The 17,248-nt window shown below is 69.8% G+C and carries 16 protein-coding genes; 5 read left to right on the top strand and 11 right to left on the bottom strand.

The window, feature by feature from the left end; translation table 11 throughout:
- Positions 1–27: 27 nt before the first annotated feature.
- The 5 genes from OHT21_RS04095 to OHT21_RS04075 all read right to left on the bottom strand — a co-directional run bounded on the left by OHT21_RS04095 (position 28) and on the right by OHT21_RS04075 (position 4,810).
- A complete protein-coding gene (locus OHT21_RS04095) occupies positions 28–837 on the bottom strand; it encodes a creatininase family protein (protein WP_328766826.1) in 810 nt (269 codons plus the stop codon).
- Entirely contained in the window at positions 834–1,835 is a 1,002-nt protein-coding gene (locus OHT21_RS04090) for an aldo/keto reductase (RefSeq protein WP_328766825.1), read from the bottom strand. Before OHT21_RS04090 ends, OHT21_RS04095 begins: the two co-directional genes overlap by 4 nt.
- A gap of 16 nt (positions 1,836–1,851) precedes the next feature.
- The gene (locus OHT21_RS04085; RefSeq protein WP_328766824.1) at positions 1,852–3,228 is read right to left on the bottom strand and encodes an NAD(P)/FAD-dependent oxidoreductase; all 1,377 of its coding nucleotides are present in this window, start codon (positions 3,226–3,228) and stop codon (positions 1,852–1,854) included.
- A gap of 21 nt (positions 3,229–3,249) precedes the next feature.
- A complete protein-coding gene (locus OHT21_RS04080; protein ID WP_328766823.1) occupies positions 3,250–3,564 on the bottom strand; it encodes a MocE family 2Fe-2S type ferredoxin in 315 nt (104 codons plus the stop codon).
- A gap of 142 nt (positions 3,565–3,706) precedes the next feature.
- The gene (locus OHT21_RS04075; protein ID WP_328766822.1) at positions 3,707–4,810 is read right to left on the bottom strand and encodes a fatty acid desaturase family protein; all 1,104 of its coding nucleotides are present in this window, start codon (positions 4,808–4,810) and stop codon (positions 3,707–3,709) included.
- Positions 4,811–5,056: 246 nt separating this feature from the next.
- Here OHT21_RS04075 and OHT21_RS04070 point away from each other — a divergent pair, with 246 nt between their 5' ends.
- Entirely contained in the window at positions 5,057–5,512 is a 456-nt protein-coding gene (locus OHT21_RS04070; RefSeq protein ID WP_328766821.1) for a hypothetical protein, read from the top strand.
- A gap of 139 nt (positions 5,513–5,651) precedes the next feature.
- On the top strand, positions 5,652–6,491 hold the full coding sequence (locus tag OHT21_RS04065) for a DUF899 family protein (RefSeq protein ID WP_328766820.1): 840 nt from the start codon (positions 5,652–5,654) through the stop codon (positions 6,489–6,491).
- A 357-nt stretch (positions 6,492–6,848) separates the two neighbouring features.
- On the opposite strand, the gene OHT21_RS04060 is transcribed toward OHT21_RS04065, so the two are convergent.
- The 6 genes from OHT21_RS04060 to OHT21_RS04035 all read right to left on the bottom strand — a co-directional run bounded on the left by OHT21_RS04060 (position 6,849) and on the right by OHT21_RS04035 (position 13,997).
- Entirely contained in the window at positions 6,849–7,343 is a 495-nt protein-coding gene (locus tag OHT21_RS04060) for a PaaI family thioesterase (protein WP_328766819.1), read from the bottom strand.
- Positions 7,344–7,386: 43 nt separating this feature from the next.
- Complete coding sequence (locus OHT21_RS04055; RefSeq protein ID WP_328766818.1) at positions 7,387–8,361, bottom strand: LLM class flavin-dependent oxidoreductase; 975 nt, start codon at positions 8,359–8,361, stop codon at positions 7,387–7,389.
- Between the two features lie 27 nt (positions 8,362–8,388).
- The gene (locus tag OHT21_RS04050) at positions 8,389–10,848 is read right to left on the bottom strand and encodes a bifunctional acetate--CoA ligase family protein/GNAT family N-acetyltransferase (protein WP_328766817.1); all 2,460 of its coding nucleotides are present in this window, start codon (positions 10,846–10,848) and stop codon (positions 8,389–8,391) included.
- 205 nt (positions 10,849–11,053) lie between these two features.
- Positions 11,054–12,133, bottom strand: a complete 1,080-nt coding sequence (locus tag OHT21_RS04045; RefSeq protein WP_328766816.1) for an amidohydrolase family protein — start codon at positions 12,131–12,133, stop codon at positions 11,054–11,056.
- Positions 12,134–12,203: 70 nt separating this feature from the next.
- Entirely contained in the window at positions 12,204–13,169 is a 966-nt protein-coding gene (locus tag OHT21_RS04040) for an electron transfer flavoprotein subunit alpha/FixB family protein (RefSeq protein WP_328766815.1), read from the bottom strand.
- 42 nt (positions 13,170–13,211) lie between these two features.
- Positions 13,212–13,997 carry an electron transfer flavoprotein subunit beta/FixA family protein gene (locus tag OHT21_RS04035; RefSeq protein WP_328766814.1) on the bottom strand — a complete coding sequence of 262 codons (786 nt, stop codon included), beginning with the start codon at positions 13,995–13,997 and terminating at the stop codon, positions 13,212–13,214.
- Between the two features lie 175 nt (positions 13,998–14,172).
- Between OHT21_RS04035 and OHT21_RS04030 the strand changes: the two genes are divergently transcribed.
- The 3 genes from OHT21_RS04030 to OHT21_RS04020 all read left to right on the top strand — a co-directional run bounded on the left by OHT21_RS04030 (position 14,173) and on the right by OHT21_RS04020 (position 17,243).
- The gene (locus OHT21_RS04030) at positions 14,173–15,480 is read left to right on the top strand and encodes a phenylacetate--CoA ligase family protein (RefSeq protein ID WP_328766813.1); all 1,308 of its coding nucleotides are present in this window, start codon (positions 14,173–14,175) and stop codon (positions 15,478–15,480) included.
- Complete coding sequence (locus OHT21_RS04025) at positions 15,480–16,190, top strand: hypothetical protein (protein ID WP_328766812.1); 711 nt, start codon at positions 15,480–15,482, stop codon at positions 16,188–16,190. Before OHT21_RS04030 ends, OHT21_RS04025 begins: the two co-directional genes overlap by 1 nt.
- Before the next feature lie 138 nt (positions 16,191–16,328).
- Positions 16,329–17,243 (top strand): SDR family oxidoreductase, encoded by a 915-nt coding sequence (locus OHT21_RS04020; protein WP_328766811.1) that lies wholly within the window; start codon positions 16,329–16,331, stop codon positions 17,241–17,243.
- The last annotated feature ends 5 nt before the right edge of the window (positions 17,244–17,248 follow it).

Genomic DNA, 17,248 nt, shown 5'->3' with positions numbered 1-17,248 from the left:
ACCCCTGTGATCCGCGCCCGCGTCCCTTTACTCCCGAAGGGTGCACCATTCGTCCGAGCGGGCGGCGACGCGCTGCCAGACCTCCTCGGCCTCCTCGAACGACATGAACGGAGCGTCCGCTTCGGGAAGCGGCCGGCACCCGTCCACGATCGCCTTGATCGCGTCCAGGCTGGCCTCGATGATGGCCCGGCCCTCGTTCTCGCTGGCGAGATGGGCGTCGTCGCCCTGGGCGAAGCGGCCGAGAGGTGTGGTGTTGCGGTCGACCAGGCGGCCGAGGTCGACCAGTTCCGGGCGGACGTACATCAGTTGGGAGACCTCGTACCGGCCGGCGTGGTCGCCCTCGAACTGGCCCATGACCAGTTCCGGGTCGCTGACCGCCGTGATCGGGATGTCGCGGGCCCGGCGGAACTCCTCCACCGCCAGGCGCAGATCGGGCTGGTTGGCGTTGTGGCCCGTCAGAATCACGGCAGCGCGGAAGCCCGCGTTGACGAACGCCCGAAGCTGGTACACCAGGAGGCGCAGGACCACGTCGGGCGGGAGGCTGCCCATGCGCGGATTGACGTCGCCCATCACTTCCTTGAGCCACGGCCGGTGGTAGCCGGTCTCGTGGATCTGGTACGTCTGCGTCGGCGCGACGATGCCGCCGAAACGGCGCGCGGCCTCATCGCAGAGGTAGACGGCCTTATGGGTGTCCAGGCCGAACGCGGCGACGTGGCCGTGCGGCTCGCACAGGCCCATCGGCATGTAGACCAGCGGCAGTTGGGCCAGCCGCTCTTCGAACTCGCGCGGCAGCAGGTCTTCCCAGCGGACTGTGTCCGGCGGTGTGCTGGTCGTCATCGGTACTCCCCAAAGATCTTGGTTTCGTTGAAGTTCTTGATGAAGCGATGCTTGAAGCGCAGCAACTCGTGGATTTCCGCGGGGAGTTCGGGCTCTTCCAGCGCCGCGATGTTCGCCTCGCAGTACTCCCGGACCTGCATCGAGGAGATCGCCGTGGTCACGCCCGGCGCCTGGACGACGAACTTCAGGGCGAGGGCGGCGAGCGAGCCGGCGTACCGGGGCACGTACTGCCGTAGCTCCTCGACCTTCCGCAGGTAGACCGAGCGCGGCACGATGTCGTCGAAGTAGCCGTACCGGAAGTCGTCCTCGGCGAAGACGGTGTCCTCGGTGAGCGTGCCGGTCAGCCCGCCCTCGTCCAGGACGCAGCGCGCGATCACGGCCACGTCGTGCTCGACACAGGCCGGCAGGAGGTTGTCCAGGGCGATCGGATCGAAGATGTTGATGATCGTCTGGACGGAGTCGACCAACCCGGACTGCACCAGCGGCAGCGCCATGTCGGATCGATGGTCCGGGATCGAGATCCCGATGTGGCGTACGAGTCCTTCCTGCTTGAGCTGTTGCAACTCGTCCATCCAGTGCCCGCTCACGCCCCAAGCGGGCCACCAGATGTGCAGCTGGAGGAGGTCGACGTGGTCGAGGCCGAGTTCGGTGAGCGAGCGCTGGGTGCCGGCGATGATGTGGCCTCGCGGGTGGGCGAGTTCGGGGTCCACGGGGGTGCCCCAGCCGCGCTGCCCGGAGAGGTTCTCGACCTTGGTGGCGACGAAGGGACGCGTTCCGGACCACTGGCTCAGCGCTTTGCCGACGATGCGTTCGGAGTTCCCGTAGGCCCGGGCGGTGTCGATGAAGTTCACGCCCCGGTCCAGCGCGTACAGCAGGCTGTCGATCCAGTGGGACTCCGAGTCGTCGGCGTTGCCGCCGAACCAGCCGGCGAAACCCATGGCCCCGAAACCGAGTTTGCTGATCGTTGCGCCGGAGCGGGGGAAGGACGAGTGGTGCATGGAGGGTGTCTCCTGTTCAGCTCGGTGCCTGCCGCAGCAGGGTCTTGAGCGGTACGGCCGGGTCGGCCAGGGTTGCCGGGTCCGGGACCGCCCGGCGGGCGATGAGCATCTCGGCCAGGCGGATGTCCTTGGCCACGGCGTTACCGGCGCCGACCGCGGCGGCGGACAGCAGCCGCCCGTCGTCCCCGAGACCGAACTGGATCGCCACCCCGTCCCGGCGGTCGCGTACGACTTCTTGCGCGGCGGCGTCGGGCAGTCCGGCGATCTGCAGGGTGAGATCGAACTGGTCGGACCAGAACCACGGAACGACGGCGAACGGCTGCTCGTCGCCCAGCATGCTCCGCGCCACCGCCCGGCCCTGATCCTGCGCATTCCGCCAGGCCTCCAGGCGGATACGGCGCCCGCCGTAGAGAGGGTGCGGGAAGGAGCAGCAGTCGCCTGCGGCGAAGATGTCGGGGTCGGAGGTGGTGAGGCGGTCGTCCACCCGTATCCCGTTGTCGATGGCGAGGCCGGCTTTCTCCGCGAGTGTGGTCTCGGGTACGGCACCGACACCGGCGACGACGGTGTCGAAGGCGAGCGGCAACGCCTCTGAGGGGCGCGGGGCTGTTTCGATATGTGGCTCCGCCGCGATGGAGGTCCCGCCGCTCGAGCGAAGCCGAAAGTGGGGGAGCGACGAGTCACGGTTGCGCGGCAGACGATGGACGGCAGGTCCCGGCACTTCCAGCGGAGCGCCAAGCTCCAGCAACAGCGCGCCGTCCCGGCGCGTGAGCCGTTCCACCGCCAGCCCGCAGCGCAGATCGACACCGGCCTGCCGGTGGCGGTCGGCGACCGCGGTGGCGATGTCGGTTGGCACCGCCCGGCTCATCGGGCGCGGCGCCGCCTCGATCACGGTGACGTCGCAGCCCCGCGCGGCAGCCGCCGCGGCCAGCTCCAGGCCGATGAAACCGGCGCCGATCACGCCGATACGCGCACCCGGCCGCAGCCGGTCCCGCAGGACGATCGCATCCGCACGGCTGCGCAAATAGCACACGCCGCCTGCCTCGATGCCGGCCACCGGCAGTCGCCGGGCACTCGCCCCCGTGGCCAACAGCAGCCGCTCGTACGGGATCCGGCGCCCGTCGGCGAGCACGGCCTCGTGCGCGTCGCGGTCGACACCGGTGACGGTAGCCCCCGCGACGTACTCGATCCCGGCGTCCCGCAGCGCGCCGTCCTCGTACAGCGCCGGGGGTTCGACGTTTCCCTCGGACCCGGTGAGCACGTACTTGGACAGCGGCGGGCGCTCATACGGTGGCGAGTGCTCCGCGCCCACCAACGTGATCGAGCCGGTCCAGCCCGCCTCGCGCAGCTCGACCGCGGCCCGCGTACCGCATTCACCGGCCCCGACGACCACCATCCCTGGTACGGCCCCCACAGCTCAGCCGATCCCGATGAAGACGGTGCCGTCCTCGACCCGGACCGGATAGGTCTGCAGATCGACGAGGACGGGAGCGCCCGCGGCTCTCCCGGTGGTGTAGTCGAACCGCCCGTTGTGCTTGGGGCATTCGATGGTGTTGTCCATGACCAGGCCGTCACACAGCAGCATCCGCTCGTGGGTGCAGTGCCCCGCGGTGGCGTAGAAGTCGTCGTCGGGGGAGCGGTAGATGGCGTAGTCCACCCCCTCGTGCTGGAAGGGGATGACGTCTTCAGGGTCGATGTCGTCGGTCTGGCATGCGGCGATCCACTTGGACATGTGGGTGTTGCCTCCTCGTGGGCGGGGTGCGGCGCCTTGGCGAAGTCCCGGTGCGGTTTCGCGCCCCGTAAGGGGCGCGGGGCTGTGACATATGCGGCTCCGCCGCGTGGGCGCGATCAGCCCCCACCGACCCGCGGATTGATCACTGTGCTTCCAGCGGAGCGCTTAGCGCACGGCCATCGGAGCGGGCGTGCAACGGCGGTGCCCCCGGCGGCAGTTCACGCCGCACGTAATACGTCGGGTCCTTCAGCTGGCGCAGCACCGCCGGGATGATCTCCTTGTACGCCGCCCACAGGGACGGGTACGCGGGAGCCAGCTGGTCCTTGATCTCCTCGTGCAGCTCCGGCAGCCGGTGGTAGGGGATCATCGGGAACATGTGGTGCTCGACGTGGTAGTTCATGTTCCAGTACAGGAACCGGTGGACGCGGTTCATGTGCACCGTGCGGGTGTTGAGCCGGTGGTCGAGTACGTTCTCGCCCATCCCGGCGTGCTGCGTGAGCCCGTACACGTAGAGCATGTAGCCGCCGTACATCCGCGGCAGGCCGACGAACATCGCCGGCAGAATCGAGCCGCTCAGCACACAGGCGGCGATCACGGCGGCGTAGATGGCCAACCAGATGCGCGCCGTGCGGAACACCTTGGCGCGCTCGATGTCGGGCACGTACGTGCGCTGCTCGGCGGTGAGCCGTCCGAACGCGTGCAGGACGGTGTCGCGCAGCGCCACGGGTACGTCGACCAGGCCGAAGAAGTTGGCGAGAAGCTTGGCCAGCCGGGCCGGGCGCATCACCTGGATCTCCGGGTCGCGGCCGAGGATCAGCGTGTCGGTGTGATGCCGGGTGTGGCTCCAGCGCGACACGGTCGGGTTTCGCATGACCATGAAACAGGCCAGCTGGTACACGGCGTCGTCGAGCCGGCGGTTCTTGAAGGCGGTGCCGTGCCCGCACTCGTGCCAGCGTGAGTCCGAGGCCGACCCGTACAGCACTCCGTACGCGGCGAAGAACGGCACCGCGAGCCAGCTGCCCCAGAAGACTGCGCCCAGGGTCCCGAACACCGCCATGGCGCCCAGCCAGATGACCGTGTCACGGATCGCCGGGCCGTCCGAGCGGCGCATCAGCTCCTTCATCCGGCGGCGCGGCACGTTGCTGCGGAACCAGTCGGTGCCCTCCGCGAGCCCCGCTTCCACGGCACGTTCGCCCTCAGGGCCGACCAGGCTGTAGCGCTGCAGACGTTCTCTGGCCTTCACCATGCATCCCTGTCCTCTCCGTCGAGTCGGTCATGCGTGGGAATTAGAGCGCTCTACTGGAGCGCTCTAATTCCGGTAATAGTGAGAGCGGTCACCGCGCATGTCAAGACATACGGTTGCAATAAGTTTCGGCTGGCGACTGGAGAGCTCCGCCGTTGCCGGGAGGGCCGCAGCGGGAGCGGGCATGATGGGGCGATCTGGAACAACGCCAACGTGGGATTCCTGGGCAGCCGTTGAGGAGAGCACGGAATGCCGAACGCCAGTGATCACGACGACATCGTCATCCGCCAAGCCTTGCGTGACGAGCTGCACAGGTCCGCCGACGTGATCATCAGCATCTACTCCAACACGCCGGACGACCAGATGCGGTCCGCGCTGCGCACGGTCTGCGCGGCCCTGTGGGATGTCAGTTCCCCCTCCGTACTTCCGGGGGACCTCCCGGCGACCCCCAGCCATCTGGCCTCAGGCATGGGCAACGTGCCCGGGGAGTGGCAGGTGACCGTCGACTTCTCGCATGTCTCACCGGACGAACGTGCCAAAGTGCCGGAGCTGATCGCCTCCGTCCTCCGGCGGCATGACATCGCCCCGGCGGTCCTGGACGCCGGGGCCATCGAGTTCGAGCCCGACCCGTACGAAGGGGCGCAGGAGTCCGTCGAGGAGGGTCCGGGGCCCGGTGGTGACCAGCAGGATCCGTTCCTCTGGTGACTCGCCCCGGTCGGGCGGCACCACACCCGGACACACCACCTGCCGGTGGGACCAGGGCTCATGACGGCGATCCCGACCGGCGACTACGGTGCTGAGGAGCGCCCCGTAGTCACAGCGAAGTGAATCCCAGGAGCCGCTGATGTCCGAGAACCCGAGCAAGGCGCAACCGCCGGTCGTCGACCGCGCGACCTTCGAGCAGCAGTTGGACGGACTGCGGGCGAGGGAGAAGGCCCACACCCGCGAAGGCGACGCGATCGCCGCCGCGCGCCGCAGGCTCCCGATGGTCGAGGTGGCCGCAGACAGCCCGTTGCTGGGGCCGGACGGTCCCATGACGCTCCTGGACGCGTTCGAAGGGCGACGCCAGATGATCGCCTACTACTTCATGTGGTGGCCCGGCCGGCCGGCCGCTGAGCAGTGCGAAGGCTGTACCTGGGTGATGAGCCACGTGGGCGAGCCGGCCTATCTGCACTCCCGCGACATCACCTTCGCCGTGTTCTGTCAGGGGCGGAACACCGCCTACGGCTTCGCGGACGCGCAGACGTCGTACGAGGAGAGCCTGCGCTACCGCGCCTTCATGGGCTGGGCGATGCCGTGGTACTCCGCCCAGCCCTCGCTCGAGTCGCTGCTTGCCGGCCGGGAGCTCGGCTTGTTCCACCTGGTGTGCTACCTGCGCGACGGCGACCGTGTCTTCGAGACGTACTGGACCAAACGTCGCGGGGCCGAGGCGGTGGACTACAGCTACGCGCTCATGGACCTCACGGCGTTCGGGCGTCAGGAGGACTGGGAGGACTCACCGCCAGGCTGGCCGCGCCTCGGGCAGGCCACGCGGACCCTGGGCGGGGCTCCGGACTGGCCACCGCTGTGGGAGTGGCCGGGTGGACGTCCCACAGCACAGTGGCCGCGCCTCGACGCCGACCACTCCGATGACCTGGGCGCCACCGGCACCGGCCCGGCGACCGAGTCCGATCACTGCCACTGATCACATGACGGGTGATCAGACAGCGCCCTGTGGCAGTTAGAGGGAGTTGGGGCTCCGCATGGTCCGGGCGGCGAGCACGATGACGACCAATAGCGCGGGCTGCCACGTCCGCCACCAGTACGAGAAGCAGGAGACAGCCTGAGGCGAGGACACGCTCCACGCCGGAGGGCTGTTTGTCGGCAAGTTCGGGCATGGCTCAACGATCGCCCGGAATCCACCCTTCCGAACGGTCCGTCGCCGATTCGCCACCCAGGCGTACTCCGCTCTTTGCGGACCCCCGCCCGAAACCTGTGCCGGCTGGCGGCACAGCAACGGACGAGGAGGCCTGAATCCCCGAGCGCCCGCCCGAGGAGTGAGTCACTGGTCTGCCAGCCACGCCTCGTGGCGCGCGAAGTGTCCCGGATCCCGTGTAACCCAGATCCCCGACGCCCGCGCCAGCACCGCGCCGCTCGGCAGCAGGGTCATCTCGCCGGCGATGTACCAGCGCGAGCCCTCGCGCCGCTCGACCCAGGCCCGTACCTGGACCGGGCGTTCCACCGGAACCGGCCTCACGAAGCTCACCGTCAGTTCGGCTGTTACGCTCAACACCCGGTTCAGCAAGGGGAGATGGCCCAGGCACTCGTCCATGACGGCGGCCGTCCAGCCGCCGTGGGCTACGTTCGGCCCGCCTTCCTGGGAGCGCGGACAGGCCAGTTCGAACCAGGCCATGCCGTCGTCGCCGAGCCGTTCCTTGTCCACGCCCAGGCGGCACGCGCCTGCCGCGCGACAGGCTCCGCACAACGCGACTCCGCCCGGCGTACGCGGCGGCTCCTGGAAGTCCGATCCGGCCCACTCGGTGTTCGGTGTCGGCATGCGCGCACTCTCTCGTCTCGAAGGTAGGCAGGTCATCGGCGGATCAGACGTCGGCCAACAGCGGCCGCAGCTTCCCGGCGATCAGCTGGACCTGCCGGGCGACCATCTCCTCGGGCATCCCGGCCAGCGAAGCCCACAGGAACACGCCCTCGGCCGGCAACCCGGCCACGTACTCCTTGATGGCACCGGCCACCAACTCCGGCGTACCGTAGAGGAATTGGGCGAAGCCGTTCGCACGCAGGCCGGTCTCCCGCCACTTCTCCGGATCGATGGGGCGGGGGAGCGGCTGGTCGGTGCCCTCCACCATGTAGCGGCGGTAGCTGTCCCACTGGTACGCCAGGTGCTTGCGCACCACCGGCCAGTCGCCGTCCGGATCCTCGGTGACAAAGGTCGTGAACGAACCCTGCATCCGCGCCACCGACCCCTCGTGCCCGCCCTCCGCGAGCCCCTCCCGATACGGCGCGAGCAGTGCGGGATTCAGTGACAGCAGCCCCGTGCCCAGCCGGCCCGCCCGCCGGGCCCCCTGCGGACCCTGGTAGCCGAGCCAGATCGGCAGCGGGTTCTGGACCGGACCCGGGGTGACCGCAGCCGAGGCCCACAGTTCGCGGATCTCGCGGACCCGACGGTCGGTGGTGGAGTAGCGCTTGGCGAGATCCGCCCCGTACAGCTGGTATTCGGGTACGCGATACCCGGTGCCGAGCCCGAGATCGAGTCGCCCGTCGCTCAGGATGTCCACGAGGGCGGCCTGTTCGGCGATCTCGGGTGCCGCGTGCAGCGGTGCGGGGATCACGGCCGTGCCCAGCCGTACGCGGCGGGTGCGGGCGGCTGCGGCGGCGGCCATGGTGAGTGGCTGTGGGAGGTAGCCGTCCTCGAAGCCGTGGTGCTCGGAGAACCAGACCGAGTCGAGCCCCAGCCGGTCCGCCTCCTCGCACATCTCGAGGGCGAAGCCGTAGACCCGGGACCAACTCCGTTGCCAGGGCGGCGGGTTGCGCAGATCGAAGTAGATGCCGACCTTCATGACTCAGGCCACCTCTCGGCTCTTCACTCAGACCGCCTCACGGCTCTTCGGTTCGCACAGTCGGATCTCCGCCCGGGTGACGGCGACCCCTTCTCCAGGAGGCGAGAGCCGTATCGGCCGCAGGTCCATCGCCTCGATTTCCGGGAGGTCCTCGACCATCGCGGAGATCCGCAGCACGGTCTCTTCGAGGGCTGCCAGATCCACACCCCGGCCACCCACGCGGCCGTCCAGCAGCGGTGCCGCCCGCAGCGAACGGATCATCTCGCGGGCGTCGCGGTCGCTGAGCGGAGTGACGCGGTACGCGACGTCCGCCATCAGGTCGGCGTAGTCGCCGGTGAGTCCGAAAGCGACCACCGGTCCGAAGACGGGGTCGGCGTCGACGCGCAGGAACGCGTCCCGGCCGGGGCCGGATCCCGCTTCGTCCCGTACGTCGATCCCGTAGCACTCCAGCAACTCCCGCGCCACGGACGCCGGAACCGCACCCGCGGACAGTCCGGCGAGCAGCGCCCGCGCCCGGTCCGTGTCGATGCCGTCGAGGTCCGGTACGAAACCGGCCGGGCGGCTCCGCCATGCCTCGTACGCCGCCGCATGGCCGAGCGAGGCGGCGGCCGACTCGGGGAACGCGTAGGTCGGTACGACCAGTTCGCCCCGGCGCAGCAGATCGGCGACGCCCGCGCCGCCGAGGAAACTGGTCACCACCGGTTTCGACGGCTGGGCCGACGCGGCGTCGAGGATCGCGGACGCCACCTCGTCGGCCTTGTCCGCCAGCGGAGGCATGAACAGCACGATCGCGGCGTCCACTTCGTCGTCGGCGAGTACGGCGTCCAGTGCTTGCCGGTAGTGCGCGGCGGTGGCCATCGGGGTGAGGTCGACCGGGTTGGCGACCTCCGCCTGCGGGGCGAGCGCCGAACGGAGTGTCTGACGGGTGCGGTCGCCGAGCGTGGCGACCCGCAGGCCACTCGCCGCGCAGGCGCCGACCGTTAGTGCGGCGGGGCCGCCCGCATTCGTCAGCACGGCGACCCGGTTGCCGGGCGGGGGAGGTTGATGCGACAACAGCAGGGCGACGTCGAACAGTTCCTGGAGGCTCCGGGTGCGGATCACCCCGGACTGCGCGAACAGGGAGTCGACGGCCGTGTCCGCGTGCCCGGGATGGACCGCGACGATCGGCTTGCGCGGGGCCACTCTGCGGGCGATACGGGCGAACCGGCGCGGATCGCCGAAGTGCTCGACGTGCAGCAGGATCACCGAGGTGCCGGGGTCCTCGTCCCACCACTGGAGGAGGTCGTTGGTCGACACGTCGACGGAGTGCCCGACCGACACGAAACCGGAGAAGCCGAGGCGCAGCCGCCGGGCCAGGTCCAGCACGGTGAGGCCGAGCGGTCCGGACTGGCTGGACATCGCGACCCGGCCGGGCGCGGGCAGGGCGGGCGAGAAGGTCGCGGCCAGCCGTGCCCCGGAGCTGGTGTTGACCACGCCCATGCAGTTCGGGCCCACCAGTCGCATCCCGGAGGCCCGCGCGAACCGGGCCAGCTCCAGCTCGGCCGCGCGTCCGGCGGGACCCGTCTCTCCGAAGCCTGTGGATACGACAACCACCGCCTTGACGCCGACCTCCGCACACTCCCGTACGACTCCGGGGACGGCCTCGGCCCGTACGGCGACCAGCACCAGATCAGGAGGCTCGGGCAGCTCCCGGATGCTGGGGTAGGCCCGTGCCCCGGCGATCTCGTCCGCGTGCGGGTTGACGGGGAACACGCCGCCAGGGAAGCCGCCGCGCAGCAGGTTGGCCACGAGTTCGTGGCCGATGGTGAGCGGGCTGCGGTTGGCGCCGACGACCGCGACGGAGCGCGGTTCGAGCAGGGGCCGCAGGGAGCGTCGTACGGCCGTGTGCTCGCGACGCTCGGCGCGGGCGACGGCTTCGGCCTGCGGGTCGATGGCGATGTCGAAGTGGATGATCTGGCCGGGCGGGCCGGTCTCGACCCGGTAGCCGGAGCCGAGGAACACATTGATCATGCGTACGTTGTCGGCGAGTAGGTCCGCTTCCAGGACCCGGATCCCACGGTCACGCGCCGCCGCGGCGATGTGCTCGAGCAGCAGCCGACCGAAGCCCTCGCTCTGGTGGTCGTCCCGGATCGTGAACGTCACCTCGGCGTGGTCCGGCCGTTGGGCGTCGCGCAGATAGCGGACCAGGCCGACGATGTCGTCGCCGGCCAGGGCGACGAGGGCCAGCTCGTTGAGGTAGTCGACGTGCGCGCCGCGCCGGATGACCTCGTCCCGGGCCCGGACCACCGGGCCGAGGGAACGGAACGCCAGAGTCGCCCGCGACAGCCGGCCGACGAAGTCGACCAACCGGTCGGCGTCGTCCGGCCGGATGGGACGGATGAACGTCGACCGGCCGGTCCGTACGAGCCCCGGCTGTTCCAGATCCTCGGGATATTCGGGAGAAGCGGGGGATGCGGGAGATGCGGGAGCTTCTGGATGGCGGGTCATGAGGGCTTCTTCGCGCCTCCTCGCAGAAGGGAGTTGAGCGGCCGGATGTCAGAGCCCGGATGTCAGAGGCCGGACGTCAGAGGTCGGACGTCATCCGCCCGGCGTCATCCGCCCGGCGTCATCCGCCCGGCGTCATCCGCCCGGCGTCATCCGCCCGGCGTCATCCGCCCGGCGTCATCCGCCGGGCTTCAGAGGATGGCGCATCTCAGACGGCGGCCTCTTCGGGGGTCTGCTCCGGCGGGCTGAAGAGTTCGTTGAAGGTGCCGCGGGTGACCCGCTCACGGATCTTGTCGTCCACGCCCTCGAAGAGCTCGTGCAGCGTCGACTGGGTGTGGCCGTACGTGCCCTCGAGGTGAGGGTAGTCGTCGCCCCACATCACGTTGTAATAGCCCGTCGCCTCCACGACCTCCACGGAGCTCTTGTCGTGCTGGAAGGAGGCGTACACCTGCTGCCGGATGATCTCGCTCGGCAGCCGGCTCAGCTTCGGCCGTACGAACATGCCGTGCTGGCGGTAGGCCTCGTCCATCCGGTCGCCGATCGCCGGCACCCACCCGGCGCCGCCCTCGGCGATGAGGATCTTCAGGTCGGGGTGGCGGTCCAGGGCGCCGCCCGCGACCATGTGGGCCACCACGCGCATGCCCGGGTAGGTCGTCTCCATGTAGTTGACGACCGCGCCGCCGGGACCGCGGAAGACGACGTTCTCGCCGCCGGTGCCGATGTGGAAGGCGAGCACCACCCCTGCTCGCTCGGCGGCGGTCCACAGCGGCTCCCAGCGGTCCAGCGCGTACTCCTCGCCGGGCCGCGTGGAGCACGGCAGGAACACCGACTTGAAGCCGAGCTCCGCCACGCGCTCGACCTCGGCGACCGCGTCGCCGATGTCGGCCGTGGAGACGCAGGCGGGTGTGATGACGCGCTTGTTCTTGCCGAGGATCTCGGAGTGCGCCCAGTCGTTCCAGGCCCGCACGGTCTCCCGGGCCAGCTCCCGCTCGGTGATCGATACCAGCCAGAACCCCATGGAGGGAAAGGCCAGTTGGCTCCAGACGCCCTCCTGGTCCAGGTCCTTGAGGCGTACGTCGAGATCCTTGGCGCCCGGAGGGCGCATGGCGTCCATGAAGTCGTTGAGCTGGCGGTCGATGCGCTCGCCGTCGATGTAGAGCACTTCGTACTTCTCGCCGCGCTCACTGCGTGGCGCCCGGTCGGCGAGACGCGGCGGCAGGGCCTCGGTCCACAGGTCGTCGGGCTCCATCACATGGGAGTCTCCCGAGTTGACCCAGATCTTCGTCATGGCGCTTCCTTCGGGGTAATGGATGCAATTAGTTAGACACTTTAGTTGTTGCTTCGGGCTACGGGAAGCCTCAGCCGCGCCGCCGGTCGATCTCCTCGACCAACTGCGGCAGCACCTTGAAGAGATCGCCTACGACGCCGTAGTCGGCGAGCTCGAAGATCGGGGCGTCCGCGTCCTTGTTGACGGCGACGATGGTCTTCGAGGTCTGCATGCCCGCCCGGTGCTGGATCGCCCCGGAGATCCCTGCGGCGACGTACAGCTGCGGGGAGACCTGGGTTCCCGTCTGGCCGACCTGGTGGCTGTGCGGATACCAGCCGGCGTCCACCGCGGCCCGCGAGGCGCCGACGGCCGCGCCGAGGGAGTCGGCCAGCGCCTCGATGATCGCGAAGTTCTCGGCGCCGTTCACGCCCCGGCCTCCGGAGACCACGACGTCGGCCTCGGTCAGCTCGGGGCGGTCGCCGCCGACGCGGGGCGTGCGCGACAGGACACGGGTGGCCGTGGCGGTCGGACCGAAGGTGACGTCCACCTTCTCCACGACGGGGGTGGCAGGCGCGGGCTCGGGGGCGGTGGCGTTCGGCTTGACCGTGATGACCGGCACGCCCTCGGTCACATGCGCCGTGACCTGGTACGTCGCCGCGAACACGGACTGCTCGGTGACCGGCCGCCCGTCCTGGTCCGCGGTGATGTCGACGGCGTCGGTGATCAGCCCTGACTCCAGGCGGACGGCGAGCCGAGCGGCGGTCTCCTTGCCGTCGAGGCTCGACGGCAGCAGCACGGCACCCGGTCCGCTGCTCGCGGCGATCTGCGCGAGGGCGTCGACGGCCGGAGTGACCAGGTGCTCCGCGACCTCCGGGGCGTCCACGACGTACACCTTCTGTGCGCCGTACGTGCCGAGGACGTCGGTCGCGGCGTCCGCGCCCGGCCCGAGGAACACGGCGGAGGGCTCGCCCAACCGGCGTGCCAGGGTGAGGAGTTCGAGGGTCGGCTTGCGTACGGTGCCGTCGACATGGTCGACGAGGACGAGGATCTCGGCCATGGTGAGGTACTCCTTGCGCGACAGGCGTGGTAGCGGATTCGGTCAGACGAACTTCTTGGCGGTGAGGAACGCGGCCAGGCCGACGCCGCCCGCCCCCTCGTCCGCGACGATCTCTCCCTTGGTGCGCGGCGGGCGCTTGGCCGTGGTGTCGACCGCCGACCGGGCGGCGGACCCGCCGGTCCACTCCGGCTCGATGTCCAGGTCGGTCAGATCAAGGGTCTCCACGGGCTTCTTCTTCGCCGCCATGATCCCTTTGAAGGACGGGTAGCGGGCGTCGCCGGACCGGTCGGTCACCGACACCACGGCCGGCAGCGTGCCCTGGATGCGTACGGTCGCGGACTCGCCCTCGCGGCGGCCCGTCACCGAGCCGTCCTCGGCGGAGACCGCGAGCTCGTCGAGGTGGGTGACGGCCGGGACGCCGAGCCGTTCGGCCAGCATCGCCGGGACGACGCCCATCGAGCCGTCGGTCGAGGCCATCCCGCAGACGACCAGGTCGAAGCCGTGCCGCTCGATCGCCTTCGCCAGCACCAGTGACGTACCGAGCGCGTCACTGCCCCGGATGTCGTCGTCGCTCACATGGATCGCGCGGTCGCCGCCCATCGCGAGCGACTTGCGCAGGGCGTCCTTTGCGTCGTCCGGGCCGACGGTGAGATACGTGACCTCGGCGTCGACGCCCGACTCGGTGAGGCGCAGGGCCTGTTCGACGGCGTACTCGTCGAGTTCCGACAGGACGGAGTCGACCGCGTCCCGGTCGGTGGTGCCGTCCTCGGTGAACGTCCGGTCCGCCGTGGCGTCCGGCACATGCTTCACGCAGACAACGATCTTCAACGCGGTACCTCCACTCTGGTTGAATGAGTGCTAATAGTTAACTATATCGTGAGGACTGATGCGAGAGGTGACTCGGTGTCGGTCCGAGTCTCGAGTCGATTCCGACGAATTAGTTGACTCATTACGCTGATAGCTGGAAGATCTGGGCAGCCGAACGAGGCTGCGAGGAGGCGCCATGGCCGGTGACAGGTACTTCGAGCCACACGTGGAGACGATGCCGCGCGATCAGCTCCGTGCGAGGCAGCAGGATCGCGTCGTGGAGCTGGTCGAGTACGCGTATGGCAACTCGGCCTTCTACCGCGAGCTCTGGGACGAACACGGGGTACATCCGCGGGACATCCGCTCCCTGGAGGACTTCCAGGAACGGATCCCCTTCATCACCAAGGACATGGTGCGCGCCTACCGCGCCCGCACCAAGGACCCCTTCGGCGGACTGCTCTGCGTCCCGCCCGAGGAGCTGACCTCCGTGTCCTCCAGTTCGGGCACCACGGGCGACCCGGAGTTCTTCGCGGAGATCTGGGAGGACGCACCGCCTCTGGTGACCGCGCAGGTGCGGGATCTGTGGGAGGTCGGGCTGCGGCCCGGGGACCTGGTGCTGAGCCCGCCCGGGACCTTCCGGAACTTCATGGACGGCGGCTACCAGGCGCTCGGTGCCGTGGTGGTCGAGGTGGACACCTGGCTCGGCAAGATGCACGAGGTCGTCGAGGCTGTGCGTACCTACCGGCCCGCCTACCTCCAGATGATCTACCCACAGCTGGTGGAGCTGGAGCACCTGGCCGACAAGGTGGACCTCAAGGAAGCGTTCTCCTCCCTCAAGGGCGCCTCGTGTGCCGGCCAGCCGCTCAGCCGCAGGATGCGCGAGCGGGTCCGTGACGACTGGGGCATCGACGTCTACGAGTACACCAGCGCGGCCGACACCGGCACCGCATGGGAGTGCCGGGAGCACGACGGCTTCCACCTCTGGGAGGACACCGTCTTCGCGGAGTGCCTGGACATCGACGAGTCCGGGAGCCGTGACGTCGCGGAGGGCGATGTCGGCGAACTGGTCGCCACTGACCTGGACAACCGGGCCGCGCCGCTGATCCGTTACCGCAGCGAGGACCTCGTACGGCTGTCCCGGGGCACCTGCGGCTGCGGACGCACCCACGCCCGGATGTGGGTGGCGGGCCGACGCGGCGACGAGACGCTGGTCCAGGGACGTTCCGTGGTCCTGCGGGACATCTGGCAGGCGGTGGAGGACCAGCCCGAGACGGTGGCGGGCGTCTTCCAGATCGTACGAGCGTCACGCGAGGTCGACGAACTGCGGCTGCGGGTCGGCTACGACCCCGAACTGACCGGCGACGTCGAGGCGCTGGCGGGGCGGCTCGGCAAGGCCGTGCACGAGCGGACCGGTGTCGAGCCGGTGCTCGATCTGCGGACCGAGGAGGAGCTGTTGCAGACCATGACCAGCGTCGCCAAGTTCCCGAGGGTGGTGAAGAGCTGATGGCACGCGCCGACACTCTGGCCAGGGCCCGCGAACTCGACCGGCCCGAACTCGCCTACATTGTGCGTTTCCCCACCGCCGACGGCGTGCGGGACACCGAACTGACGTGGGCGCAGATGGACCGCGACGCCGCGTGGGCCACCGAAGCGCTGCGCGGCCACCAACTGGCGGCCGGACAAAGGGCGTTGCTGACCGCCTCCGGGTTCGAGGGCTTCTGGGGCCGCTCGGTCATCGGGGCGCTGCGCGCGCTGAAGGTGACGTACGGCATCGCCGAGGCGATGGGCTGGGACCACCGCCGCACCGCGGTCTTCCACCGGGAACTGAAGCCCCACGCGGTGATCGGCCTGTCCGCCGAGACCCTGGAGGGCCTCAGCGGCGGCGCCGACATCGGCGAGATGTTCCGGGCGACGCAGGTTGTACTGGCCCGCCCGGCCGCCGTAGCGGTGCTGCGCCAGGCGGGGGTGCCCGCCGTACTGATGACGACGGTGGGGCCGGCCCTCGCACTGGAGTGCCCCGAGCGGGCCGGAGCGCATGTCGACGGCGCCGAGTGGCGGGTCGGTGAGCGGGACGGGGGACTGTTCATCGCGGCGGGGGAGGGGCGCGGGTCCGGGCTTCCGGAAACGCCCCTGGGCATTGCGGGCCAGGTCGTCACCGCGAGGTGCGGCTGCGGCAGCGAGGACCCGCGGGTGCGGCTCGCAGAGGTGAACTAAGCGCCGTGGTCGGTGCTGGTGCGTTACTGCGCCCGCTTGAGGGGCCGCAGGCCCCGAAAGGGGCGCGGGGAACTGCGCGACCAGCCCCCACCGGCCCGCAGCCTCAAAACTGTCCTTTCAGCGGAGCGAGGAGTTGGGATGTCGCAAGGAGTGGTCGACGACCGCGTCGTGGTCGTCACCGGAGCCGGCAACGGAATCGGCCGAGCCCACGCGCTGGCCTTCGCCGCGCAGGGCGCAAGGGTCGTGGTCAACGACCTCGGCGGCTCGCGCGACGGCGGGGGCGCCTCGGCCGGCCCCGCCCAGACCGTGGTCGACGAGATCACCGCGGCCGGCGGCAAGGCGGTGGCCAACACCGACGACATCTCGTCCTGGGACGGTGCCGCGCACCTCGTCCAGCAGGCCGTCGACGCCTTCGGCGGCCTGGACGTCCTGGTCAACAACGCGGGCATCCTCCGCGACCGGATGATCGTCTCGATGACCGAACAGGACTGGGACAGCGTGGTCGCCGTCCACCTCAAGGGCAGCTTCGCCACCCTGCACCACGCGGCGGCGTACTGGCGCGAGCGCGCCAAGGCCGGGCACCAGAACGACGCCCGCGTCATCAACACGACGTCCCCGTCCGGCATCTTCGGCAACCCCGGCCAGTCGAACTACGGCTCGGCCAAGGCCGGTCTCGCCAGCCTCACCATCATCGCCGCCGCCGAACTCGCCCGCTACGGAGTGACGGTCAACGCCATCGCACCGACCGCCCTCACCCGGCTGACCGAGGACATCGAGATGATGAAACGGGCCGCCGAGACACAGGACCTGACCCCGGAGGCCATCTCGCCGCTCGTGGTGTGGCTGGGTTCCGCGGCCTCCCGCGAGGTCACCGGCCGGGTCTTCGGCGTGATGGGCAACCGCATCACCGTCCTGGAGGGCTGGGTCAACGGCCCCGGCGCCAGCGCCGAGTCCCGCTGGACACCCGAGGAATTGTCCTCCGTCGTCCCGAACCTCGTGGCCAAGGCGGCACCGAACGCCGACGCCCTGGGCAACCGCAACGGCACGGCGTGAAGGGG

Origin of the sequence: Streptomyces sp. NBC_00286 (assembly GCF_036173125.1) — a bacterium.
GTDB lineage: Bacteria > Actinomycetota > Actinomycetes > Streptomycetales > Streptomycetaceae > Streptomyces.
Note: the sequence above shows the minus strand (reverse complement) of the source record. Positions and strands in the feature narration are given on the sequence as shown.